Source organism: Listeria ivanovii subsp. londoniensis, from assembly GCF_000763495.1.
In the GTDB taxonomy this organism is placed as follows: domain Bacteria; phylum Bacillota; class Bacilli; order Lactobacillales; family Listeriaceae; genus Listeria; species Listeria londoniensis.
Genome location: NZ_CP009576.1, coordinates 2324796 through 2347897 on the forward strand (window position 1 = coordinate 2324796; position 23102 = coordinate 2347897).

A 23102-nucleotide genomic window follows, 5' to 3' on the forward strand; every position below is an offset into this window, starting at 1 on the left:
TTAATACGCAAAAATGCCTTTCTTTAAAAAGATATTTATTCATAAAAGACAAATAAAAAAGCAACCCTAGCAAACAAATTAGAGTTCACTACGATTGCTTTTACTTATTGTAATTTTTCCAAATAGTCGACAGCATCTTGGAATGTTTTCACTGGTACAATTTTCATTTTTGAGTCAATATCTTTGGCTGTTTTTACTGCTGTATCATAATTGCTTTCGATGGATGGGTCGTTTTTTTTCATTTCTGCGGTGATTGGATCGTTTGGTGCAAAGAAGATTTTCGCACCACTCTTATCAGCTGCAACTACTTTTTGGTCAATTCCGCCGATTCTTCCAACAGTTCCATCCGGATCAATCGTCCCTGTACCAGCAATTTTCTTCCCATCTGTTAAATCATCTTTTTGGAATCGGCTGTAAATTTCTAGGCTAAACATTAAGCCAGCAGATGGTCCACCAATTTTTTCGGAATCGATTTTGACTTCTGGGACAGCCGTGATTTTTTCGTCATCTACAAGTGTAATACCAATTCCAGGTGTACCTTTTTTATCAATTGCTGTAAGTTCGATAGTTGCTTCTTCATTTTTATCGCTGTGTTTGTATTTTATTTTAACGGTGTCGCCAACTTTTTTGCCATGAATGTAATCAATAAATTCTTGGCTTGATTTAAAAGCATGACCATCTATTTCAGTAATTAAATCCCCTGCATGTAAAACTTTTGCGGCTGGAACATCTTTCATGACGCTTAGAACATAAACCCCGTCATAGGTTACTTTCACTTCTTGTCCAGCAGCTTTGTAGGCAACTTGGATTGCGTTGTTTTTTGATTCATTCATCATTTGCATTTGACGAACATTATATTCTTCATCGGTTTCGTCTTCGTACTTGATTTCGCTATCTTTTTCGAGTTCATGATAGGGAAGAAATTTTGCCGTCATATATGTATAAATGTTAGCTTTCCCCATAGCAATCGTGACTAGACTTAGCGAGCCATCTTTCTTATTAGGATGATTCTCAACCGTAACGAGTGGCGCAAGTTCCTCGGTTCCACCAGGTTTTGAAATATAGTACGGAACTGGAATAAAAAAGCCAGCTATAATAATTAGCAACAGCACAATGGCCGTTATTTTTTTCCACTCTTTACGCATTTTTCTGTCCATCTCCTACTTATTAAATTTTGCTTGAATTGCTTTATTTACAACTTCTGGAACGAGTTCGCTAATATCACCTTGATACTGCGCAACTTCTTTAACCATACTAGAGCTTAAAAACGAATATTTCGTATTGGTCATTACAAAAAAAGTTTCAATTGTGGCATTAAGCGTCCGGTTCATCGAAGCAATTTGCATCTCGTATTCGAAATCACTAACTGCTCTAAGGCCCCTAACAATTGCCGTTGCTCCGCGTTTAGCTGCATAATCAACCGTCAATCCACTCGCACTTTCTACTTGAATGTTTGGTAAATGAGCAGTCACTTGTTTAATCATTTTCATTCGCTCTTCTACATTAAAAAGCGGTTTTTTAGATGAATTATTTAAAACAGCTACATACAGTACGTCAAAAATTTTCGCTGCACGTTCAATGATGTCCAAGTGTCCGTTTGTAATTGGATCGAACGTTCCTGGAATGACTGCAATTTTTTCTTCCATATCTACGCCTCCTGAAATTCAAAAATTGATAAAACGGTTATCCCATATGAAACGGATCTGATTTTGGTGAAACTTCCTACCATGTCGGGCATTATGACTTCTTTGTCATGTTCACAAATGATTCTGCCATTTTCAGTGACTAAAGCTAATTTTCCCAGTTGTAAAAGTAACTTTTCCAATTGTTGCTTTTTATATGGTGGATCTAAAAAAACTAAATCAAATTTCCATTCATTTTTATGGAGTAGCTTTAGCGCACGCTCAGCTTCATTTCGATAAACTTCTGCTCTGTCTGTAAAACGGCAGCTTTCTAAGTTCAGGCGGATCGTTTTGATTGCTGCTTGAGATTGGTCAATGAAAACCGCTCGTTCTGCTCCTCTACTTAAGGCTTCAATCCCGAGCCCACCACTTCCAGCAAATAAATCAAGAACGACATCTCCATCAAAAAAGGGACCAATAATGGAAAATAGCGATTCTTTTACTTTGTCTGTCGTTGGTCTAGTATTATTTCCCGGAACAGCTTTTAATGCATGTCCTTTTCGTTCTCCTGCAATGACTCTCATCTTTTTCGCACAACCTTTACTTCAATGTCTTTTTTACTTTATCATAAATAGGTGCAAAAAAACAGCAAGACTAGTTATATAGCCTTGCTGCATCGATTAAATACTAATTTGTACATCTTCGTTTTTGTGTTCATACATGCGTTCTTTTTTGGATTCATACTCTGTTTTTAAAAATGGGCGGAATGACATTTCCACACGCTTCACATAATGAAATCTGGAAACTTTATTGGAGATATCTTCTACTTCTGCCATATCACAATATAAAACTGCATATTTTAGTTTACGCGACACGTAATGAACATTGCCGAATCGTTTCAAAGATCTAACTTGTTTTAAATGATTCATCCAAACGACGATTGCCTGTCTGTCATTTTCCATTGTTTAAGCCCCTTCTTTTTAGAATAACCATTACGCTGAACAACCGCAGCCTCCCCCGCTGCCACAACTTCCACTTGAACAAGCAGATTTTGTTTCGAAAAACGGATTACCAGTTGGTACTTTGATATTGTCCGAAACAGCACTTGCGAGAAGCAAACTGATTTCGTCTAAAAGAGACTGCAAATCCATCTCTGCTCGGCGATATGCTGCCACGTTTTGGTCCATGTCGACTTCGCGTTTATAAGCACGAGTTTTTCTAGTTACTTCTTTATAGTCAGGATGATACCGGCCGAACCGCTGTACTTCCTCATATTGTTCTTTTATTCGTATAAACTGACGAATATTTTTTTGGCTTGTTGGATCATCCAATAATGTTTGTTTAGCGCGCTTATAATTTTGCGCTTCCTCGGAGTCTAGAATCATGCCAGCAAGCTCATCTGATAAATCGAGTAGCGCCATATTTTCCATTGTAGCGAGCATCTAGCCACCTCCATATTACTTGCTTGTTTTATTATACCATATAACCATTATTTAATAATAAAATTTTGTGTATAGTATTTTTGATACGTCCCCGCTCCCATGTAGGTATACGTACCATCTAGTAAATTATCACGATGACCTTTGGAATTTAGCCAACCTTCCACCGCTGCAGCACTATCAACATAATTAAAAGCGATATTCTCTCCCGCCTTTGTATATTTAACGTTACCAGCTTTTAGTCGATTGCTTAAATCACCATTCGTTGGAGAATTGTGGTCGAAATAGTCGTTTTCCTTCATATCCACACTATGTCCATAAGCAACTTTTGCAACTGCTTCGTCCCAAGCAACTTCTTCCACACCATAACGATCACGAATAACATTAGTAATTTCTAGCACTTGTTTACTTGAAGCATCGTCAATTTTATTCCAATCTTCTGGAGAAAGTTTTTCTTCATAAATCTCGCCTTGATAGGATAATTCATAAGGTCGCATTTTGATGAGAGAAAGTTTATTCAAGTAACGTACACTTACTAATTTTGCTTTAAATTTATCAAAATTAAGTTGCGCATAAACCCCGCTTCCAATATTTACAATTGGCCGCGCATTTAAGTCTTCTTCTGAAAGTTCGAATTTATAATAACTATCTTTATAATTAAACGATATTTCAGATTGTAAATTAGCATCTGTAAATACTTTTTCGGCAGACATTCCGATAGTATACGGCATAACATTCAGATCTTGTCCAAGTGCATAAATCGTTTGAACCGTATTGTTGGTTACACCGACTTGCATATAACTAGTCCCTGGTTGATTATAAATATAGTTATCATAACCATATGCAGACTTATCAACGCGAACAGGGTCGCCAAATTCTTTCGTTACTTCATTAATATTTTTGTTAATAAATCTTGCCAAGCTTGAACTATCTTCCACTTGTTCAGGATTTTCATTTGTTGTTTTTTTATCGTCAGGAAAATTTGATTTGGTGGCAGTATCTTCTGCGGTGTTTTTTTCCACTGATTTACTAAAAAATAGATCTGTGTTATATCCAATGAATAGGCAAATGATTAATAGCACAGCTACTCTCATAATAAATTTCACATTTTGCCCTCCCCGGGATTATTTTGTATTCTCTTGATGTAACTTCCATTTTACCAATTCTCTTATCATTTGAAAAGTTTTAAAACCACAAAAAAACAATTACGAATCAGCGCTACAAAAATCGCCCTTCTTCGTAATTGTTCTAACTTTATAGGAAAATAGAAATGACTACCATCGCAACGAACAAAATGGTCATATAGTTTAATGAATAAACGAACATCCATCTAGCCCATTTGATACTGTCTTCCATTTTAAATCCATATATGCTAAGTGCGAGCCAACCGACATTCAATAAAGTGGCTAAAATAACATAAACGATACCTAGATCAAACATGAAAAACGGTAGGATGGTTAATAAAATAACCCAGAAAAACATGCTTTTTTTCGTTCGTTCAATGCCTTTTACTACTGGTAACATGGGAATCCCAGCAGCGGCATATTCTTCTTTCCGTTTAATAGCGATTGCATAAAAATGCGGTGGTTGCCAACAAAACATCACAAGGAATAACATAATTGGTACGATACTAAAACTTGGTTCGACAGCAAACCACCCAATAAGTGGCGGTACAGCTCCTGAAAAACTACCAATAATTGTATTGCTAACTAATTTTCTTTTTGCATAAAGTGAATAAACGACGACATACAAAAAGACCCCAATAACGCCTAGAATCCCTGCTTGCCAAGTTGTCATAAAGAGCATGATTGTTCCGACAAGACCTAAAGCAATAGCGACCATTAAGGCACGTTTCCCAGATATTTTCCCAGTCATTGTTGGCCTGTTTTTAGTTCGTTCCATAATTCCATCAATATCCCGGTCAATGACATTGTTAAAAGCGCCCGAAGCAGCTACAATAAGTGCTGAACCGACAATAGTAAAGAATATCACATCTACATTTTGGATAAAAGAAATACCATTTAACTGGAAGGCTAACCACATTCCTGTAAAAGCGGTAATCGTATTGGAATTCACGATACCAATTTTCACAAGCTCGGTAAAATCACGGACAGTAAATCTACTCGCCGATAGCTCCCCAGTTTTTTCTATCTGATTCACATTTTCTCCCCCTTACACTTGCTGATATAAACCAGTGATTGCGAACTGATAGATATCTTATACCCTTATTATGTGAAAAATACGCACCTTTTGTCAATAAATCGGCTTTAGACTTGTACGCTTTACATCTTTAAATAAACACGCTACAATTAGTTTGATGTGTATTCATGAACTTATACATATAAACATAAATTAGAAAAATCTCACACGCATCTAAAGGAGAGATTGGTAGATAATGAAAAAATTCTTGAAAATTTGGTCTGTTTTAACCATTATTTGTATGACTATAGTCGTATTTGGCGGCGCGCTTGTAACAAAAACTGGTTCCGCAGATGGTTGCGGCAATAGTTGGCCTTTATGTAATGGGCAATTAGTTCATTTAACGGATGTAACACCTGAAAAATTAATTGAATTCATGCACCGAATGACAACTGGTATTAGTTCTATTTTTGTTATTGTTCTAGCCATTTGTGCTTGGATTTATATGAAAGATCGGCGGGAAACCAAACCGCTAGCGATTGTTGCTGTGCTGTTTCTAATTATCCAAGCACTGATGGGGATGGCTGCTGTTGTTTGGGGACAAAATCCATATATCATGGCATTGCACTTTGGTATTTCAATTATTTGTTACGCATCGATTGTGCTACTCGCATTAATGATTTTTGAAGTAGATCGAAAATTTGATGCTCGGAATTTAGTAATGGGCACAAAGCTTCGAATAAACATTTACGCGCTAACGATTTACACGTATTTTGCTGTTTATACAGGAGCGCTTGTCCGTCACGAGAAAGCAAGTATGGCCGTTCCAGTTTGGCCATTTGAAAACGGAAAATTCATTATGCCTGATTCTGTGCAAGATTATGTGCAGTATTTCCACCGACTAGCCGCATTCATCTTAATTGTTTGGCTACTCTATGTCACATGGTTAGTTTTCCGTGACTACAGAAGATATCGTGTGCTCACTTTTAGTATGATTTTGTCACTTGTGTTTATTGCTCTTCAAGCAGTTACTGGTGCATTATCGGTATATACAGGGGTAAACTTATATATCGCACTAGCACACAGCTTAATTATTACGATGCTCTTTGCCTTACTCTGTTACTTATGTTTACTCGCATCCAGAAGCAAAAGCAATCGCTTGCGAATAAAATAACAAAAAAGCTAGTGACTTCAGTTGCTAGCTTTTTTTGAGATTACATACAGTTTTTCGATTGTTTTATGCTAAAATGAAGAAGAGTATAAGTTAACGAGGTGAAGAACTTGAACAAAACAAAGAGAAGAATGATTTATGAGTCATTTATGCTTGTTCTCATAATTTTATCGCTTGCCCTTTTACCCTATCATAATTCTTTTACATTTATTTTAAATTGGGTGATTTGGGTGATTTTTACGTTGGATTATGTGGTCAGGTTTTACCGAGCTGATAAAAAGTGGGATTACGTCCGAACACATCCATTCCAGCTAATTGCCATTATCCCGTTTTATGGCGGTTTTAGGGCGGCACGGATTGCTAGCTTTGTTCATCTCTTAAGCATTACCGCAATGGGGAAACGTTATATAATTCCCATTTACAACTTTTTCCGCTCTAATGGCTTAAATCGATTCTTAATGATTTTTATTTTACTCGTAATTATTATTCCAGTTCCAATGGTATTTATCGAACCGGAGATAAATAATTATCCAGATGCGCTTTGGTGGGCGATTGTTACGGCTACAACTGTCGGTTATGGAGACATTATTCCAGTGACACCGATTGGTCGGATTTTAGCCACCATCATGATGTTGTTTGGAATTGCATTTATCGGTATGATTACTAGTACGATTACTAATTTCTTTCGTGCCAAAAAGCCCGTTTCTACTAGCACACAAAGAACGAGTAAAATCACTCAATTAATAGCGGAAACACCTGACCTAACAAAGGAAGAGATAGCCATTGTTGAGCAATTTTTAAGTTTAAGGAAAAGTGAGCTTGTTGATGACAGGAAAAGTAAGACTTAGTAAAATTATAATGCCACTTTGGCCCATAAAACTTATTTATTAATTATCTACCTATGTAAAAAAGCCAAGTCTTCTTTAGGAAAACTTGGCTAGAATGATTTACTGCTATATTTTTTCTATAGATTAGTTATTTTTTACTTTTCTTTAAATAAAGAGTACCATTCCTTTCTTCTAATATATTCTTTTTAATCAATAACGGTAATTTTTCATATAATACCGTGCAAAATACACCAGCATATTTAGCTATCTTCAGTTTATGCATATAGCTGGGAATCTTTTGTTTTTCACTATTTATGTGTGCTTTATCACAAATATGTTGTAAAGAATAGATAATTCGCTCTTCCGCTGTTAACTCATTTTTGATTAGCTCACTATATAAGTTTTTATTATTATTTAAAGTTTTTTCTATAAGCCATTCGAGATAAACCGTCTTACTTGTCGCAAAATTCAAAAAATATTCCCTATTAACATGTACGACAAATACTTCTGTATCGCAAATTAAATTAAACTCATTATCTTCATTGATTTTTGTGAGTTGCTTGTTTACAATATCGCCACCAAAAAAAAAGTGAAGAATATGAAAGTTCTTATTTTCGATATGAAGTACCCCTTCTAAAACGATTATAAACTCATTGATACATGACTCTTTTTGGATAACCTCATTCCTATTAAAGGTTTCTTTTCTAATCCAACTATCTTCTAATTTACCTCTATCCAGTTCAGCAATCATTTCCATTATTTTTTCTTCACACAATAGTACCGTCCCCTTCTACAAATTTTTGTTTTACACGACGTTTCTTCCTTGTAAATTTCATTACGAATACGAGCGATGAAAATCAAATGTAAAGTTTAGATAGTTAGCCTATCTAGATGTTTGCTTGTTTTATGTTTTCCATTTAATTGGATAGACTACATTTTTTCCCATAAAAAAAACACCTCCAGTCAAATTAATTTTACTTAATTTTAATTGGAAGTGCTTGTTATTTCCTCAATTATTTAAGGACTTTGCTATTTTTTATGGTGTAACTATATTAAATACAGGGCTAAACTCATCTAGCAGAGCAGAAAATTCATCAAATTTCTCAGCATTTCCTTCTAGTTTAATGCTTTGATCAGCAAATGCTTCTTTAAATGATTTCACGCCACTAAAAATATGATTAAAAGTATCTCTAGTTGTAGTTAAAACCACATCGGCATTAGCATCTTCATCCGCATCACGATAAGTTAAAACAGAGTTATTTAGTAATAAATGGTATTTTTCATCGACATCCGTTAATTTCCAGTTCATGGAAATACGTTTATTAATAGCTTTTTCACCATTCAAACGAATACCCATGTAATCTAAAATTAAATCAAATGGCATACCTTCTACTACATCCAATGTTACCGTCGAAATAACCGTTTTTGGTAGAGAATTTCGAAGCTCATCTGCGGAGGCTAAATACACATTCCGCCATGAAGCAGACTCCGATTGATAGCCTAGTTGTTCCAGTGCATCCGCTAATAACCCTCTCGCTTCTTCACTTTTATCATCCGCAAATACCGCATGTTTTACTACTTCGGCAACCCAGCGATACTCTCCCGCTTCATAGGATACACGAGCTTTTTTCAAGACCTCATCCACGCCGCCCATAAATTCAACATACTTTTTGGCAACTTCTTCTGGAGGTAGTGGATAAAGATTTGCTGGATTTCCGTCATACCAGCCTAGATAGAATTGATAGATAGCTTTTACGTCATGATTTAATGTTCCATAATAGCCTCTTACATACCATTTTTCTTCTAAAGATGGTGGGAATTTAACCGCTTCCGCTACTTCGGTTGCAGTTAAGCCTTTGTTAATAAAATGTAGTGTTTGGTCATGCATATATTTATAGGCATCACGTTGGTGAATCAGCATGTCATTGATTTCCTCGTTACCCCATGTTGGCCAGTGATGCTGACCGATACATATCTCATATTTATCCCCAAATGCGCGAATTGCTTTATCAATATCTTTCCACCATGCATAGGCATCACGTATTTGTGCACCACGAAGCGTTAAGATATTATGCAGATTATGTACTGCATCTTCGGCGATGTTAATTAATTTAAATTGCGGGAAATACATCAGGTGTTCTGATGGAGCTTCTGTATTTGGTGCCATTAAGAATTCTATTTCAATGCCGTCTACCACACGTTTTTCATGATCAAAAGTAATGGTATCATTTGGAGCAATTAGTGACATGTGACCTATAGATAGTGTTTTTCCTAGACCAGCATCTATTTGCCCTAACTCGCTACGTGACAAACGGCTTCCATACATATACTCCGCACGGCGAGCCATTGCATTCCCTGCAAAGACATTCTCACTTACAGCATGTTCCATGAACCCTTCTGGACCAATTAGTGCAACTTTTCCAGAAGCCACATCCTCTTTACTAACAAGTCCTGCAACACCACCATAATGGTCCCCATGGGAATGTGTGTAGATAATTGCTTTAATTGGTTTTTTTGGACGATGCTCATAATAAAGTTCAAGTGCAGCACGAGCTGTTTCGATAGATGTTAACGTATCAGTAATAACAAGTCCAGTATCCCCTTCCATGATAGTTGTGTTAGCCATATCAAAACCACGAACTTGGTAAACACGATCCGTTACTTTAAATAAACCATTCGTCATATTAAGTTGTGAAATACGCCATAAGCTTGGATTAACTGACTCCGGCGCCTCTCCATCATTGATAAATTGATAATCATCTAAGTCCCAAATCTTCTCTCCATTATCAGCATGTACTTGTACTTTATCCCATGTTCCGATAAAGCCTTTTTTCGCATCTTCAAAATCTTTCGTGTTTTCAAAGGGTAGAGCATCTTTCACGGCGTTATTAACCTCTTTAGTAAAGCTAGTTGCTTCTTTCGGTAATATCTTTTTGGACATGTCTGTTTCCCCTCTCGAAATAATTTTTGTATCTTTAAGTGTATACCTCGCTCATTTTATTTGAAACGTTTTTAATTTATTTATATTCAAAAAAAAGTGGCAGTTTGATTACTGTATTAATTTGCCAAAACGCACTTCTCTCAGTCTCAGACACCAGTCATCTTTATTTTATTTAGCCAACTAAAACAAAAAACGTGTAATTTAAACACATTTCAAACTTTTTTTAAAATAAAATTCATTAGATTGTCACTTGATGAAAGCGTTATTTTGGTATAATTAATATTGGAGTTACCAATCCATACAAAGAAGGAAGAGGTGGTTAAGTTGACTAATGAACGATTAGAACAAGCTACTTTTGCAGGGGGTTGTTTTTGGTGTATGGTTAAACCCTTTGACACTTTACCTGGTATTGAAGAAGTAGTTTCCGGCTATACTGGTGGACATACAACTAATCCTACCTACCAAGAAGTATGCGGCGGAAAAACAGGTCACACCGAAGCAGTACAAATCACATTTGATCCTGCTATATTTCCTTATGAAAAATTGGTGGAAATTTACTGGCAACAAACAGATCCGACAGATGCCTCCGGACAATTCGCTGACAGAGGAGACTCCTATCGACCAGTAATTTTTTATCATAATGAGGAACAAAAAGAAGTTGCAGAAAAATCCAAAAAAAGGTTAGCTAATAGCGGTCGTTTTAAACAACCTATTGTTACAGAAATTTTACCTGCAGAGCCGTTTTACCCTGCTGAAGAATATCATCAAGACTTTTACAAGAAAAACAAGCTACATTATGAAGGATATCGTGCAGGATCAGGTCGTAGTCATTTTATAGAATCTAACTGGGGGGAATCAAAATAATGAACCCATTGAAAAAACAAGCACGTTTAGAAGAATTATCGGATATACAGTATAAAGTAACACAAGAAAACGGAACGGAACGCCCATTTGAAAATGAATTTTATAATCATTTTGAAGATGGTATTTATGTAGATATTGTATCAGGGAAACCACTTTTCTCTTCCAAAGATCAGTATGATTCCGATTGTGGCTGGCCAAGTTTTACTAAATCGATTGATGAAGAAGAAATCCATGAAGAGTTTGATTCTAGTCACGGCATGAGACGAACAGAAGTCCGCTCTGTGGAAGCTGATTCCCATTTAGGACATGTATTCGCGGACGGACCAAAAGAAAGCGGTGGTATGCGTTATTGCATCAATTCAGCTGCCTTACGTTTTGTCCCAGTAGCGGATTTAGAAAAAGAGGGCTATGGTGAGTACCAACATTTATTTGCATAATAAAGATATGTAATTGTTTTCGAGGAGCGACTAAAATGAAAAATTTATCAATAGAAGAAAAAAGAGCCATACCGCACCTTTTTCACACCAATTTAAACAATAGAGATTTTGAAAAACAGTATGACTTAATTACTCAGGATATTAAATTTTATAAAAACGGAGAAGTCATTGAAGGAGCAGATAATTTTATCGTTGCGCTTCAAGGAATTACTTCATTTTCAGAAGATGTCCACATAGAGGATCAGGAGATTTATGCTGACGATCATGTAGCAGTGAGTCGATATACGTTGTCAGGTACACTAACTGGGGATATAACATTCCCTAATGGAAACAAAGCAAGTAAAACTGGAAAAAAATTCAGTTATGGGTCCGTAGAGTTTTTTGAATTTAATGATGCTGGAAAGGTGTATGAAATTCGGCAAATAAATGATTCTGGTTTGACTCCAACAACTATTGAAAATCAAGTAAAATGACTGTTTGATTATCGAATATTAAGGAATAAATGAGCCAAGTCTTTCTTATGAAAGACTTGGCTCATTTATTCTTTATTTTTTAAGTAATTTATCTACTTGCTCACGGTAACGATTAGATAAGGCTTCTACCGATAGAATTTGTAAGAAATCCTTTTTTGTACCGTGCTTATGCAACACTTTATCATGGCAAAAAGCAACTGTGACTCCGTGGTTTTCTTGGTGAATTTGTTTTATTTTATCCTGTTGTTTTATTTGTCCGGGTGTAATCGTTCGACATAAGTAGCCAGTAAATCCAGTTTCGCGAATCGCTTTATAAAGATTAGGGATGGCATTGAATTTTTCGATTGTACTACATGGATTCCTTGCTTCTGTAACTTGAATAACTACTTCACCAATTTGGAACTTATCGCCAATTTGGATTTCTTCTTCCAACATATTGGTCACCATCAAGTTTTCACCAAAAGCACTCATTTGCAATTTCTCGCCAAACATTTTTTCCCACTTTTGATAATGCTCCACTGGATAAATACATACAGTCCTATCTATTCCCCCGTGATATTTTAAATTATGAGGGGCATCATTTTCAAAACCAGTCATTGTTAAATAGGCCATATCAACAGACTTTTTTTCAATTCCTGTCATCATTTGCTTGTCATTTTCTAAAGTTAATTCTTTTGGCTTTCCAACTGCTAAATGTACTATTTTTCGCTCCATCTGTTAAACTCCTTTGATGTTATTTTTTTCGATTTATAATAGCGAAAATACCGGTGATTAATGCAAGAACACTAATTGCAAGTGCTGTCCATAGTAGAATTGTATCATCATTTGTTGCACTACTATCACTAGATGTATTTTCAGCGCCAGCGATTACTTCTCCGTGAGATCCAGCAGAGTTTTTCATAGATTCTTTGATTATTTTCGTTGTTGCATGAGGGGTTTCAGAATCTTCTGCGCCAACCCATTCGACAATCGAACCATCTTCATAGTATTGATAGGCGTTCCAGGCGATATCTCCTGTTTCACTTGGATTTTTAGCAATAAAACTGAAACGCTGGAATTGTCCTTGTTCGATTCCATCCCCTTCTGTTTGCCACGTAACTGTATTATTTTTCTTATCAATCGTTGTTTTCCATCCTGGGACAACTTCATATGATTCAAAAGAAGTATCTTTCGGTATTTTTAGAACGATTTTTTTAGAAGCAACAGCTTTTTCAGAAGGAACTTTCATCGTGTAAGTTTCCCATGCCTCTACAGTGGATTCGTTTGGTAATACGGAAATATGTGCACTTGCTTGAAATGGTACGAAAAAAACAGCTAACAAAATAATAAATGAACAGATGATTTTTTTCATTACTTTTCCCCTTTACTGTTTAATATTAATATGAAACGTTTGGTCGATATTAGCAAAGTCTTTCGTTAAGCCGTGGACCGCTACTTCCCATTTTCCAGTTTGATTAATATAAAGACCTTCTGCAAAATATTGGTTCTCACTCGCAAGTTTTGCCTGAAAAGTAGCTTTTTCATCCGTTTTTGTTGATTTAGTAGTTATTGTCACTTGTTGTAAGTCTGTTTTTACTGCACCGCTCTCTGTAAGGAAAGTAATAATGAATTGGTTTTGTCCCACAGTGGCTGGTGCGATTTTTAAATTAATTTTTGCTTTTTCCTCTTGTGCGGTTATCGTCTCATCATAGGTTTTCGGTGCAGCTGGAGGTGGCGTTTGCAAATTTGTTAAAGCACTTGCCACAATCAAAATGACCGTTCCAATCACAAGCTCTAGCATAATGGTTTTAAAAGGAAGTTTTTCTTTTTTGAGTTTTAAATAAATATAATGCGCCAAACCGAGTAAGGCCATCAATAAGAATAAACCTATTTTGAAAAGAAGTAATTTGCCATAGTTAGTTGTAAATAAACTTTTCATTTGCCCGAGATTCATAACAGCCATCAGCAAACCACTTGCCAAAATGGAAACGACTGCGATGGTTGCAATTACTGCGAACCTACTCCAAACTTGCTTGGCTTTTTTAGTGCGTGGAAGTACGAATAATAAAACGATGATGCCTCCAACCCAAACACTCGCGGCAACCATATGCAAGATATCCGCTGTAATACTTATCAGCTTATCGGCACTAGCAGCTGCGTGCCCATTTTGTGCTTTTGTGAAGATAAGATACGCTACTAAAACACTCTCTGTCACAAGCGCCAACCAGCTCCACTGTTTTTCTTTGGCAAACATTATTAGCGTAAATAGAAAGAGCATAGTCCAGACGATAAATTCGCTAATCCAAATATAACCGGTTTTTGTTTCTGTTAAAAACGAGAATAGATTTGCGGGCTGAGCACTTGCTGTAATTGATACGCCAGTTGTAATACTTGTTTGGACAAAAACTTGCAGGATAATGGCTAATCCAAGTAGAATAAGCGCTACTATTGTTAGCTTTTTTAGGCGCTGCACTATTTCCTTAGTCATTGGTTCATTTCTCGGGTATAGGCCGAAGCCAAAAACAAGCATCCCAATAAACAAAGAAAACCCTATGTATAGCAATGCTTTTTGAATAGAACTAATTGGCAAGTCAGTACCGCTAACAGGAGCTGCCGTTTCCTGAAAACTAGCTTTTGTATCTCCTAATTTAAAAGAAATAACGCCTGAAACTGCGTGACCATCTGCTGAAACAACCCGCCAAGAAACAGCGTATACATCTGGCTTTAAGTCATTTGGCAAAGCACTTTCAACAATATGATTATTCTGTTTAGAAACGGTAGTCTTACCAGTTTTCACCTGCTCGCCTTTAGAATTTTTTACTTCTATTAAGGGAAAGTCCGCTTCAATTTCTTCATTAAAAACAAGCGTTACTTTTTCTGGTGCCGTTTGGATATGGGATTGATCAGCTGGATTCGCGTTTTCCAAATAAGCATGTGCCGATACAAGCTCGGTAGGCACACTCAGTATGTAAATAAGAATGAAAAGAAAAATACCCTTTTTTAGAAATTTCATTTACGACTCCTTTGTGATAACGTGCGCTTTTACTCTTTTTAACTTATCACGTGCACGATTTGAATGGAAATAATTGGCTCATTGCTAATTGCAAATGAAGTACTATTTGTGTCATAGTAAAAGAAAAGGAGGTTTTTAACTTGCTACGTTATGTGGAATTATTTTTTATGTTTGCTTTTGTTACGATTATCACGATGGCGCTACAAGCCCTATTAGCTAAATGGAAACCAGCTATTCTTGATTCTTTTTGGTTTCGAGTAATCACGTTTATTTTGATTGGCTATGCACTAATGGCTCCAACTCTTTACATAGGAAGTTTAATCTTGAAATAAGTTCACTTACTTTCACATCAACCTTAGATGTTTTATACTAAGTAAATGGGAGGTGAATTTTATGAAAAAAATGTTAGTAGAATTTAGAGATTTCGCTTTAAAAGGGAACGTGCTTGATTTGGCTGTAGCTGTCGTCATTGGGGCTGCATTTGGAAAAATCGTAACATCTTTAGTGGACAATATTATCATGCCGGTTGTCGGTGTTTTACTTGGGGGACTTGATTTCAGTGACTTAAGTATTAAAGTTGGTAAATCAGTCATCCAGTATGGTGCTTTCATTCAATCCATCGTCGACTTTATTATTATCGCTTTTGCAATCTTCCTTTTCGTCAAAATACTTACTAGCTTTATTAAGAAAAAAGAACAACCTGCGGAAGAAACACCAGTACCTCCAACCGAGGAATACTTAAAAGAAATTCGCGATTTATTAAAAGAGCAACAGAAATAGTCAAAAAGAATCCACATCTAAATTTCAGATGTGGATTCTTTTTTCTGTTGTTTTTTCATTTGCACGGCCAAAATCATCTCTACTATTGCGATAGCTAAAAAGATTGGTTGTAAAATAAATACATAGCCGATAATAAATAATTGCACAATCATCCAAACAGCAAGCACAATCGCCGCTGCAAACATGACTTCTTTCGTTCGTGGTAATTTTTTTAGTAAGTAAATAATTGCAGCTAAATGGAATAAACCTACAAATACAAATAAAAATATTCCTGGTATTAAATAATCTACAAATGGGGAACCTTCGAGTAACCCTGTTGAAAGGGATAATAAATCTCCACTTGGTGTAAAAATAAATGATAACCCACCATAAATTGCTCCAATTGCTGTAAAACCAACGATTATAATACTACTTATGCGTGTCCAGTTCATGGTTTGCTCCTAGTCGTTTTTTTAGTAGTATACCATGAAATAGATTATTCTGCTGTTTTTCTTCGTTTTATTTTTTTCACTAAATCGATGAGTACATACACCGCAATACCACATGCAATAACTGTTGTAAGATACCAAGCTGGACCTGAATTTGCACGTACTCCCAGCCAGTAAGTTACCGTCTTAGGATTAAAAAACGCAAAGCAAATTGCCGAAAACGCAATAATTCGACCAATAATGGAATTTTCCCTCATAACAAGCGCATCTCCTTTTATTTTATTATAACAAGGAAACAAGAGTTACTTATACGTTTTTGGTCCCAAAGTTGTTGGGGACGTGACAAGAATTGGTTTTTGTTATGGAAAAACCTATGACAAGCAAATGCCCCATTATTACAGATTATCAATTCACTTAAAACCGCTACTTTCTTTTCATTGTTTTCCATTGGGATCTCATTTTTGGTGCTAATACTGGATTTCACTCATTTAGGAACAAATGCAACATCATTTTTGGTTTTAAATATACATAATAATAAGTCATCCATAAATAAAGCGATGATTCTTTCGCATTTCCTCTATAGAAATAACAAAATACCAATAACTTTGACAGTCATTGGCATTTCTGATAGCATTTTTTATCCACAAATAATCAGTAGTTTAGCTCTTCTTTTCCTTTACAACCATTTCAGTTTTTCTATATGATGAAAGAATACATTTATTTCCACTTGTAGTGCATCTGCTAACAAAACCGTTATTTATTGACCCAATTCACTTGCTGGCTATTATTGAGCGGATAAATAACCAGTTCTCACTTTCCAAATCTTCTTGGTACATATCTATGCCAGTAAATTGACTATTCCCACACGTTTCATAATAATAAACGCCTTTATCCATATTACAACTAGATGAACAAATCGTATGTTCATCTTCTTCTCTGCCAACGTCACAAAGGCCCTTTTGTTGTTCAACAGATTCTAAAATATAGAAAATTGGATTACTCAGTATAGGCAGAGTAATATTGACGAGTTCTGCTTTAGTTTCATGAATTGCGTTCATCCAAATAGATTACCGATTATAAGTACTACTGCAATGATACTCTTTAACCAGAAAATTTTATTCAGTTCTCCTCCCCTTTCTCGGCACAACTCTTTTTAAAGAATATAAATACAGTTCCTATTAAGAATAGTCCTAACAAAGTATATATGGTATTGTCGCAATCTCCTGTTGTCGGAAGCATACTATTAGGAGTGTTCGTATTGGTTGCAGCAAGCGTTACTTTTTCACCCGATGCTTTGCTATTATTTCCATTGTTACTATTATTTCCGTTCGTTTCCCCACTACCAACGCTACTAGCTTTTTTACTGAATTGCGCATATAAGTTTAAATCATTTGCAGGCATTACATCTTTTTTAAAGTCCCATTTCTTTCCACCTGTTCTTGCTTCGTACCAGCCTTTAAAGGTATATCCTTCTTTTGTTGGTGATTTTGGTTCTGTTAATAGGGAATCTATTGGTACTTTTTCGGTCGTTTCTCTTCCATCCGCAAAGTAATGAACTGTATAATATACTGGAGCTATCGGCTGTTTGATTGTCCCGCTATATTGGATATCTGTGCTTCCAACTGTTTCAATCCTATTGAATGTGTAATTAACTTCTTTTACAAATTTGGATAAGTTCCAAGATACATCCGGACTAATATATTTACCATTATTACTAATTCTTGCTGGCTTAATCAAGTCTCCTGTGATACCTTTTACTATATTGGGGAGGGTTATATCTGTTTGATAATCTATTGGTTTATTAGTATACGTTTGATTCAGTGCTTCTAAATTTATTAATTGATTTTTCCCAGCAAATGCGCTTATATCTGTTATTCGATTATTAGACATAACTAACCAACCGAGTTGTGGTAAACTTGCAAGTTGGCTGGCATCGGTTATTTGGTTGTTAGATATAACGAGGCTTTGAATTTTATCCATTGTTACTAGCGGGCTTATATCACTTATTTGATTGTGAGCTATATTTAAAATAGTTATTTGCTTCAATTTAGATAAGGCACTTACATCACTAATCTGGTTTTTAGATACATCTAAAAGTCTTAATTTAGTTAAATTGGAAAGTGCGCTAATATCTTTTATCTTATTTTTTTTCGCAGCGAAGTATGTGAGCTTCGTTAAATTACCTACTGCACTTATATCGCTAATCTTATTGCTAGCCAAAGTGAGATAGTCTATATTTGTTAAGTTAGCTAATACACTTATGTCACTTATTTCGTTTTTCTCAAGTTCTATATGATTTAGCTTAGTCAAATTCGAAAGTGGGCTAAGATCACTAACCTGATTCCCCGGTATACTCAAATATTCTAAGTCCTTCATATTCGCCAATGCACTAATGTCTTTTATCTTATTGTATCCTAACGTTATGTGTTTCATTTTAGTCAATCCCGCTAACGGGCTAAGATCACTTATATTATCCTTATTAAAAGCTATAAATGTAAGATTGTTCAAATATTGCATTCCTTCAATCGTATCTATTCCTGAGCCACCTATTGAAGTAATCGTGTCCAGTTCGTTTTGTGTAACTACATCTGTTACACTTGTTTTCCCAAGATCTTTTTTTATCTCTTCTGCTAAATTAGCATTTGGAAAAATCTTATTAATAGCTTCACCTTTCGAAATATTTGCAGCTTTTACCTTCATCCCTTGGCTTGAACTAATCCATATTCCACTGATAACGATTAGCGCAACTACCATACTTTTTAACAAAAAAAATTTTTTCACCATCTACACTCCTCTTTACAATATTCAAGTAAGGAAAGGGAAGCTTTATGTATCATCTCTATACTTACCCTTGTAATCATCCAATACCTTGTTATTTTTTAAAACCTTTATCTCAAATTTCCATTTACTTTGAGAAATAGAAGTTTATACCAAAATAAGTTGGAAATAACTGTACGAGAATAACAAAAGAAAAACCATCTTCCTAATAATATAAAAAGAGGGCTCTGAAAAGATACAAGAAATTTTCAAAGCCCTCTTATTTAAACACAAACTTTACAAAAGTGGGGCAAAAGTGAGACAGAACTTAAACTTGTCTCTCAAAAACCTCATCAATCAGTTAATTATAGTCATTTCTATAGCAATATTACATCATACCGCCCATGCCGCCCATTCCCATATCAGGAACGGCTGCTGGGCCATTTTCGCTTGGTTGATCTGCTACGACTGCTTCGGTAGTTAATAGAAGTGCAGCAACAGATGAAGCATTTTGTAATGCGGAACGAGTTACTTTTGTTGGATCCACGATACCGGCTTCAATCATGTTTACCCATTCGCCGTTTGCTGCGTTGAAACCAATGCCAACTGCTTCATGTTTCAAGCGTTCCACGATAACGGAACCCTCCAGTCCAGCATTATGTGCGATTTGACGAACTGGTTCTTCTAAGGAACGAAGAACAATGTTAATACCTGTTTCTACGTCTCCTTCTGCTTCTAGTTCAGCTACTTTGTTGTAAATGTTTACAAGTGCTGTACCACCACCAGCTACGATACCTTCTTCTACAGCTGCACGAGTGGAGTTAAGAGCATCTTCAATACGTAATTTACGTTCTTTTAGTTCGGTTTCAGTTGCAGCACCGACTTTAACAACCGCTACTCCACCTGCAAGTTTTGCTAAACGTTCTTGTAATTTTTCTTTATCGAATTCAGAAGTAGTTTCTTCCATTTGCGCACGGATTTGGTTTACGCGAGCGCTAATTTGAGTGGAATCGCCTGCTCCTTCTACAATAGTTGTATCGTCTTTTGTTACGACTACTTTGTTAGCAGTTCCAAGTTGCTCAATGGAAGCTGTTTTAAGTTCTAGACCTAAATCTTCCGTGATTACTTGTCCACCAGTTAAAATAGCTACATCTTCCAGCATTGCTTTACGACGATCGCCGAAACCAGGTGCTTTTACTGCTACCACGTTAAATGTGCCACGTAGTTTGTTAAGAACAAGTGTTGCTTGTGCTTCGCCTTCCACGTCTTCAGCAATAATTAACATTGGGCGACCTTGTTGTACTACTTGTTCTAAAACTGGCAAGATTTCTTGAATATTGTTGATTTTTTTATCTGTAATTAAAATATAAGGTTTTTCAAGTACTGCTTCCATTTTGTCAGAATCAGTTACCATGTAAGGACTAGTGTAGCCACGATCAAATTGCATACCTTCTACTACATCTAATTCCGTTGCAAAACCTTTGGATTCTTCAATAGTGATAACACCATCGTTACCAACACGTTCCATTGCTTCAGCGATTAATTTACCAACTTCTTCATCACCAGAAGAAATTGCCGCAACTTGGGCAATCGATTCTTTACCTTCGATTGGTTTAGAGATTGCTTTTAGTTCGTCAATAGCGGTTGCTACGGCTTTTTCGATACCGCGACGAACACCTACTGGGTTTGCTCCAGCTGTAACGTTTTTCAAGCCTTCTTGAATCATTGCTTGTGCTAAAACGGTAGCTGTTGTAGTTCCGTCTCCAGCAACGTCATTTGTTTTAGAAGCAACTTCTGATACAAGTTTTGCTCCCATGTTTTCAAATGGGTCTTCTAATTCAATTTCTTTTGCAATAGTTACACCATCATTAGTAATTAATGGAGAACCAAATTTCTTCTCTAAAACAACATTACGACCTTTTGGGCCAAGCGTTACTTTTACTGCGTTTGCTAATTGGTCCACACCACGTAACATGGCGCGACGAGCATCTTCACTAAATTTAATATCTTTTGCCATTTTATATTTCCCTCCGATTATTTAAATTTCATTATTTGGTAATAGCTAAAATGTCACTTTCACGTAAAATCAAGTAGTCCGTGCCTTCATATGTCACTTCAGTTCCAGAGTATTTTGCAAAAATAACTGTGTCACCTTCGACTACTTCGAGTGGTTCTTTTGTTCCGTTTTCAAGGACGCGACCTGAACCAACAGCAATAATTTTACCTGATTGTGGCTTTTCTTTCGCAGAGTCTGGTAATACAATACCACTTGCTGTTTTTTCCTCTGCTTCCAGTACCTCAATTACAACACGATCTCCTAATGGTTTTAACAATGTAAATGACCTCCTCTGATATAGTTGAACTTTCATTTTAGCACTCGACATGTTAGAGTGCTAATACAGTTATTATGATACCAAACCTGACAAAAAATGCAAGTATAAACGTTCAAAAATGAGAGAATTCTAATTTGCGCTAAGGTTAGATAACTTGTACAATAAGAAGAGTTATTTCTGTTTATTTTAAACACTTTTAGCTGAATTTGATTTATATAGAGGAGATGCGTTTTTTGGCTAAACGTTACATGACGATTGTTTTTGTTTATTTGTTATTACTTTTTTCTGCATCAGTTGGAATTCCGATTGTTTATCATATTTTTATGAGCACCACTTCCATTTCTAGCGCGGATGCAAATGCCTATAGTATGATTATTTGGTCGATTTTTTCCAATATCCTTTCACTTATCATTATTTTTGCTCTCCTTTATAAAAAGCCTGAGGGAAATAAAATCATTCTTGGAGAAAAAACGTCTCCATTTCAAAGTGTTATTTGGGTTATTGGTGGTGTAATTGCCTTATACATTGCCCAAATCATTTGCAGTATTATTATTTCCCTAATTTCCGGAAATATCGATGAATCTGTTAATACAGAACGTCTTATTAATTTAACAAAAGCAGCACCAGTTTTCTTATTATTTATTTCTATTTTGGGGCCTGTTTTAGAAGAACTTGTTTTTAGGAAAGTGATTTTTGGTGGTTTAAGCAATGTGATGAATATTCATGTCGCTGCGGTTATTAGTTCGCTATTCTTCGGACTACTTCATGGGGATATTTCCTTTTTACTAACTTATTTTGTTATTGGGCTGATACTTTGTTTCCTTTATACTAAAACCAAACGAATTTCGGTTTCGATGGGAGCCCATATTTTAATGAACACGATTGTTTTATTAGTAAGTTTAGGGTTTATTGGAGGATGAGATGAAAAATTCATTAATTAAGCAAAGTTTCCTTTATTTTACACTCGGTTTAGTATTTTGTTTTTTTACGATCGATCGGGTGATAGAAAATGGCTATGATATTATGGCTTATATACTAATTGTTGTAACTATAATTGATTTTGGTATCGGTATTGGAATGATTATTGTTGGGCTTAAAAGGCGGCACAAAAAAAATCTGTAGAAAGCAAGTTTTTGCTTACCTTCTACAGATTTTTTTATTCGGTTTTCGCCGGATAGTTTTCTAAGAAATAAATTAATGTTTGTAATTCTGTTGTAAGATCAATGTGATGTACACGAACTTGTTTTGGAACGCTGATACGAGCTGGCGTAAAGTTTAAAATACCTTTTACATCAGCTTCGATTAAACGGTCCACAGTCACTTGTGCCTCGTCAGCTGGAACTGTTAAAATAACTACTTCCACACCATTTTCACGAACAATTTCTTCCATATCATTTAAGTGATAAATTGGAATATCTTGTTGAACACTACCTACTTTCGCCGGATCTACATCAAATGCAGCAACGATTTTGATATTATTATTTTTCATGAAATTATAATGTAATAATGCTGTACCAAGGTTACCAACACCAATTAGTGCAACATTTGTCTGTTTGTCTTGACTAAGTGTTTTGCTAAAAAAGTCGAGTATGTATGAAACGTTATACCCGTATCCTTTCTTACCTAATGCGCCAAAATATGAAAAATCACGTCGAATCGTCGCTGAATCAACTTTCACAGCTTCACTCAGTTCTGCTGATGATACTCGTTCCTTACCTGACTCATCAAGGTATTTCAAGTAACGATGATATAATGGTAAGCGTTTTGCTGTCGCTTGTGGAATTTTAGTTGTTTCCTCCATCATGCCTTCTGTCCCTTCTTCTTAAAATTTTTTCTGAAGTTGAAGCGTTTGTGAACTGTACTTCCTTTCACATGCTTGCTTATATACTATAAACATTT

General features: G+C 35.8%; 27 protein-coding genes and 1 pseudogene. 9 read left to right on the forward strand and 19 right to left on the reverse strand.

The window, feature by feature from the left end; all coding sequences use genetic code 11:
* Window positions 1–104: 104 nt before the first annotated feature.
* The 7 genes from JL53_RS11345 to cyoE all read right to left on the reverse strand — a co-directional run bounded on the left by JL53_RS11345 (window position 105) and on the right by cyoE (window position 5221).
* The gene (locus tag JL53_RS11345) at window positions 105–1145 is read right to left on the reverse strand and encodes a SepM family pheromone-processing serine protease (protein ID WP_038407672.1); all 1041 of its coding nucleotides are present in this window, start codon (window positions 1143–1145) and stop codon (window positions 105–107) included.
* A 15-nt stretch (window positions 1146–1160) separates the two neighbouring features.
* Window positions 1161–1646: a pantetheine-phosphate adenylyltransferase gene (gene coaD / locus JL53_RS11350; RefSeq protein WP_003720409.1), complete on the reverse strand. Its 486-nt coding sequence runs from the start codon at window positions 1644–1646 to the stop codon at window positions 1161–1163.
* Between the two features lie 2 nt (window positions 1647–1648).
* Entirely contained in the window at window positions 1649–2206 is a 558-nt protein-coding gene (gene rsmD / locus JL53_RS11355; protein ID WP_038407673.1) for a 16S rRNA (guanine(966)-N(2))-methyltransferase RsmD, read from the reverse strand.
* A 96-nt stretch (window positions 2207–2302) separates the two neighbouring features.
* On the reverse strand, window positions 2303–2584 hold the full coding sequence (locus JL53_RS11360) for a YlbG family protein (RefSeq protein WP_003720411.1): 282 nt from the start codon (window positions 2582–2584) through the stop codon (window positions 2303–2305).
* Between the two features lie 30 nt (window positions 2585–2614).
* Window positions 2615–3064, reverse strand: a complete 450-nt coding sequence (locus tag JL53_RS11365; RefSeq protein WP_003720412.1) for a YlbF/YmcA family competence regulator — start codon at window positions 3062–3064, stop codon at window positions 2615–2617.
* Window positions 3065–3111: 47 nt separating this feature from the next.
* Entirely contained in the window at window positions 3112–4167 is a 1056-nt protein-coding gene (locus JL53_RS11370) for a CAP domain-containing protein (protein WP_003720413.1), read from the reverse strand.
* Window positions 4168–4315: 148 nt separating this feature from the next.
* On the reverse strand, window positions 4316–5221 hold the full coding sequence (cyoE, locus tag JL53_RS11375; protein WP_038407674.1) for a heme o synthase: 906 nt from the start codon (window positions 5219–5221) through the stop codon (window positions 4316–4318).
* Between the two features lie 235 nt (window positions 5222–5456).
* Here cyoE and JL53_RS11380 point away from each other — a divergent pair, with 235 nt between their 5' ends.
* Both JL53_RS11380 and JL53_RS11385 read left to right on the forward strand, forming a co-directional pair.
* Window positions 5457–6374 carry a COX15/CtaA family protein gene (locus JL53_RS11380; RefSeq protein ID WP_003720415.1) on the forward strand — a complete coding sequence of 306 codons (918 nt, stop codon included), beginning with the start codon at window positions 5457–5459 and terminating at the stop codon, window positions 6372–6374.
* A 107-nt stretch (window positions 6375–6481) separates the two neighbouring features.
* Window positions 6482–7219 carry a potassium channel family protein gene (locus tag JL53_RS11385; RefSeq protein WP_038407675.1) on the forward strand — a complete coding sequence of 246 codons (738 nt, stop codon included), beginning with the start codon at window positions 6482–6484 and terminating at the stop codon, window positions 7217–7219.
* 127 nt (window positions 7220–7346) lie between these two features.
* Here JL53_RS11385 and JL53_RS11390 read toward each other — a convergent pair whose 3' ends face one another.
* Together JL53_RS11390 and JL53_RS11395 are read right to left on the reverse strand one after the other, a co-directional pair.
* Window positions 7347–7973, reverse strand: a complete 627-nt coding sequence (locus JL53_RS11390; RefSeq protein ID WP_003720417.1) for a cyclic nucleotide-binding domain-containing protein — start codon at window positions 7971–7973, stop codon at window positions 7347–7349.
* A 261-nt stretch (window positions 7974–8234) separates the two neighbouring features.
* Complete coding sequence (locus tag JL53_RS11395; protein ID WP_038407676.1) at window positions 8235–10139, reverse strand: alkyl/aryl-sulfatase; 1905 nt, start codon at window positions 10137–10139, stop codon at window positions 8235–8237.
* A 324-nt stretch (window positions 10140–10463) separates the two neighbouring features.
* Between JL53_RS11395 and msrA the strand changes: the two genes are divergently transcribed.
* The 3 genes from msrA to JL53_RS11410 are packed head-to-tail and all read left to right on the forward strand — an operon-like array spanning window position 10464 to window position 11913.
* Complete coding sequence (gene msrA, locus JL53_RS11400; protein ID WP_038407677.1) at window positions 10464–11003, forward strand: peptide-methionine (S)-S-oxide reductase MsrA; 540 nt, start codon at window positions 10464–10466, stop codon at window positions 11001–11003.
* The gene (msrB, locus tag JL53_RS11405; RefSeq protein ID WP_003720421.1) at window positions 11003–11440 is read left to right on the forward strand and encodes a peptide-methionine (R)-S-oxide reductase MsrB; all 438 of its coding nucleotides are present in this window, start codon (window positions 11003–11005) and stop codon (window positions 11438–11440) included. Before msrA ends, msrB begins: the two co-directional genes overlap by 1 nt.
* 35 nt (window positions 11441–11475) lie before the next feature.
* Complete coding sequence (locus JL53_RS11410; protein ID WP_003720422.1) at window positions 11476–11913, forward strand: nuclear transport factor 2 family protein; 438 nt, start codon at window positions 11476–11478, stop codon at window positions 11911–11913.
* Between the two features lie 72 nt (window positions 11914–11985).
* Here JL53_RS11410 and JL53_RS11415 read toward each other — a convergent pair whose 3' ends face one another.
* Genes JL53_RS11415 through JL53_RS11425 form a run of 3 tightly spaced genes read right to left on the reverse strand, consistent with a single transcriptional unit; the run spans window position 11986 to window position 14905 of the window.
* A complete protein-coding gene (locus tag JL53_RS11415) occupies window positions 11986–12627 on the reverse strand; it encodes an MOSC domain-containing protein (RefSeq protein WP_038407678.1) in 642 nt (213 codons plus the stop codon).
* Between the two features lie 19 nt (window positions 12628–12646).
* Window positions 12647–13264, reverse strand: coding sequence for a YcnI family copper-binding membrane protein (locus JL53_RS11420; protein WP_003720424.1), 618 nt, complete (start codon window positions 13262–13264; stop codon window positions 12647–12649).
* Between the two features lie 12 nt (window positions 13265–13276).
* On the reverse strand, window positions 13277–14905 hold the full coding sequence (locus JL53_RS11425) for a copper resistance CopC/CopD family protein (RefSeq protein ID WP_038407679.1): 1629 nt from the start codon (window positions 14903–14905) through the stop codon (window positions 13277–13279).
* 140 nt (window positions 14906–15045) lie between these two features.
* Between JL53_RS11425 and JL53_RS11430 the strand changes: the two genes are divergently transcribed.
* Both JL53_RS11430 and mscL read left to right on the forward strand, forming a co-directional pair.
* Window positions 15046–15237 (forward strand): hypothetical protein, encoded by a 192-nt coding sequence (locus tag JL53_RS11430; RefSeq protein ID WP_003720426.1) that lies wholly within the window; start codon window positions 15046–15048, stop codon window positions 15235–15237.
* A gap of 61 nt (window positions 15238–15298) precedes the next feature.
* Window positions 15299–15685 carry a large conductance mechanosensitive channel protein MscL gene (gene mscL, locus JL53_RS11435; RefSeq protein ID WP_003720427.1) on the forward strand — a complete coding sequence of 129 codons (387 nt, stop codon included), beginning with the start codon at window positions 15299–15301 and terminating at the stop codon, window positions 15683–15685.
* A 17-nt stretch (window positions 15686–15702) separates the two neighbouring features.
* Here mscL and JL53_RS11440 read toward each other — a convergent pair whose 3' ends face one another.
* The 6 genes and pseudogenes from JL53_RS11440 to groES form a co-directional block, all read right to left on the reverse strand.
* Window positions 15703–16116, reverse strand: a complete 414-nt coding sequence (locus tag JL53_RS11440; RefSeq protein ID WP_038407680.1) for a hypothetical protein — start codon at window positions 16114–16116, stop codon at window positions 15703–15705.
* Window positions 16117–16160: 44 nt separating this feature from the next.
* Window positions 16161–16370 (reverse strand): hypothetical protein, encoded by a 210-nt coding sequence (locus JL53_RS11445; RefSeq protein WP_038407681.1) that lies wholly within the window; start codon window positions 16368–16370, stop codon window positions 16161–16163.
* 496 nt (window positions 16371–16866) lie between these two features.
* Window positions 16867–17102 (reverse strand): annotated as a pseudogene (locus JL53_RS11450) (linear amide C-N hydrolase); the annotation flags it as partial.
* A gap of 130 nt (window positions 17103–17232) precedes the next feature.
* On the reverse strand, window positions 17233–18897 hold the full coding sequence (locus tag JL53_RS11455; RefSeq protein WP_052010603.1) for a leucine-rich repeat domain-containing protein: 1665 nt from the start codon (window positions 18895–18897) through the stop codon (window positions 17233–17235).
* Between the two features lie 361 nt (window positions 18898–19258).
* Window positions 19259–20887, reverse strand: coding sequence for a chaperonin GroEL (gene groL, locus JL53_RS11460; protein WP_038407683.1), 1629 nt, complete (start codon window positions 20885–20887; stop codon window positions 19259–19261).
* Between the two features lie 31 nt (window positions 20888–20918).
* Window positions 20919–21203 carry a co-chaperone GroES gene (groES, locus tag JL53_RS11465; protein ID WP_003720434.1) on the reverse strand — a complete coding sequence of 95 codons (285 nt, stop codon included), beginning with the start codon at window positions 21201–21203 and terminating at the stop codon, window positions 20919–20921.
* A 233-nt stretch (window positions 21204–21436) separates the two neighbouring features.
* Here groES and JL53_RS11470 point away from each other — a divergent pair, with 233 nt between their 5' ends.
* Both JL53_RS11470 and JL53_RS11475 read left to right on the forward strand, forming a co-directional pair.
* Window positions 21437–22123 (forward strand): CPBP family intramembrane glutamic endopeptidase, encoded by a 687-nt coding sequence (locus tag JL53_RS11470; RefSeq protein ID WP_038407684.1) that lies wholly within the window; start codon window positions 21437–21439, stop codon window positions 22121–22123.
* 1 nt (window position 22124) lies between these two features.
* Entirely contained in the window at window positions 22125–22325 is a 201-nt protein-coding gene (locus tag JL53_RS11475) for a DUF4305 domain-containing protein (RefSeq protein ID WP_038407685.1), read from the forward strand.
* Between the two features lie 34 nt (window positions 22326–22359).
* Here the strand turns inward: JL53_RS11475 and JL53_RS11480 are convergent, their stop codons facing one another.
* Entirely contained in the window at window positions 22360–23007 is a 648-nt protein-coding gene (locus JL53_RS11480; protein WP_003722329.1) for a redox-sensing transcriptional repressor Rex, read from the reverse strand.
* Window positions 23008–23102: the final 95 nt, after the last annotated feature.

Coding starts and splice junctions, on each gene's coding strand:
- JL53_RS11345 (WP_038407672.1), bottom strand. CDS start 1,145: ATGCGTAAAGAGTGGAAAAAAATAACGGCCATTGTGCTGTTGCTAATT.
- coaD (WP_003720409.1), bottom strand. CDS start 1,646: ATGGAAGAAAAAATTGCAGTCATTCCAGGAACGTTCGATCCAATTACA.
- rsmD (WP_038407673.1), bottom strand. CDS start 2,206: ATGAGAGTCATTGCAGGAGAACGAAAAGGACATGCATTAAAAGCTGTT.
- JL53_RS11360 (WP_003720411.1), bottom strand. CDS start 2,584: ATGGAAAATGACAGACAGGCAATCGTCGTTTGGATGAATCATTTAAAA.
- JL53_RS11365 (WP_003720412.1), bottom strand. CDS start 3,064: ATGCTCGCTACAATGGAAAATATGGCGCTACTCGATTTATCAGATGAG.
- JL53_RS11380 (WP_003720415.1), top strand. CDS start 5,457: ATGAAAAAATTCTTGAAAATTTGGTCTGTTTTAACCATTATTTGTATG.
- JL53_RS11395 (WP_038407676.1), bottom strand. CDS start 10,139: ATGTCCAAAAAGATATTACCGAAAGAAGCAACTAGCTTTACTAAAGAG.
- msrB (WP_003720421.1), top strand. CDS start 11,003: ATGAACCCATTGAAAAAACAAGCACGTTTAGAAGAATTATCGGATATA.
- JL53_RS11410 (WP_003720422.1), top strand. CDS start 11,476: ATGAAAAATTTATCAATAGAAGAAAAAAGAGCCATACCGCACCTTTTT.
- JL53_RS11415 (WP_038407678.1), bottom strand. CDS start 12,627: ATGGAGCGAAAAATAGTACATTTAGCAGTTGGAAAGCCAAAAGAATTA.
- JL53_RS11420 (WP_003720424.1), bottom strand. CDS start 13,264: ATGAAAAAAATCATCTGTTCATTTATTATTTTGTTAGCTGTTTTTTTC.
- JL53_RS11425 (WP_038407679.1), bottom strand. CDS start 14,905: ATGAAATTTCTAAAAAAGGGTATTTTTCTTTTCATTCTTATTTACATA.
- mscL (WP_003720427.1), top strand. CDS start 15,299: ATGAAAAAAATGTTAGTAGAATTTAGAGATTTCGCTTTAAAAGGGAAC.
- JL53_RS11440 (WP_038407680.1), bottom strand. CDS start 16,116: ATGAACTGGACACGCATAAGTAGTATTATAATCGTTGGTTTTACAGCA.
- JL53_RS11445 (WP_038407681.1), bottom strand. CDS start 16,370: ATGAGGGAAAATTCCATTATTGGTCGAATTATTGCGTTTTCGGCAATT.
- JL53_RS11455 (WP_052010603.1), bottom strand. CDS start 18,897: ATGGTGAAAAAATTTTTTTTGTTAAAAAGTATGGTAGTTGCGCTAATC.
- groL (WP_038407683.1), bottom strand. CDS start 20,887: ATGGCAAAAGATATTAAATTTAGTGAAGATGCTCGTCGCGCCATGTTA.
- JL53_RS11475 (WP_038407685.1), top strand. CDS start 22,125: ATGAAAAATTCATTAATTAAGCAAAGTTTCCTTTATTTTACACTCGGT.
- JL53_RS11480 (WP_003722329.1), bottom strand. CDS start 23,007: ATGATGGAGGAAACAACTAAAATTCCACAAGCGACAGCAAAACGCTTA.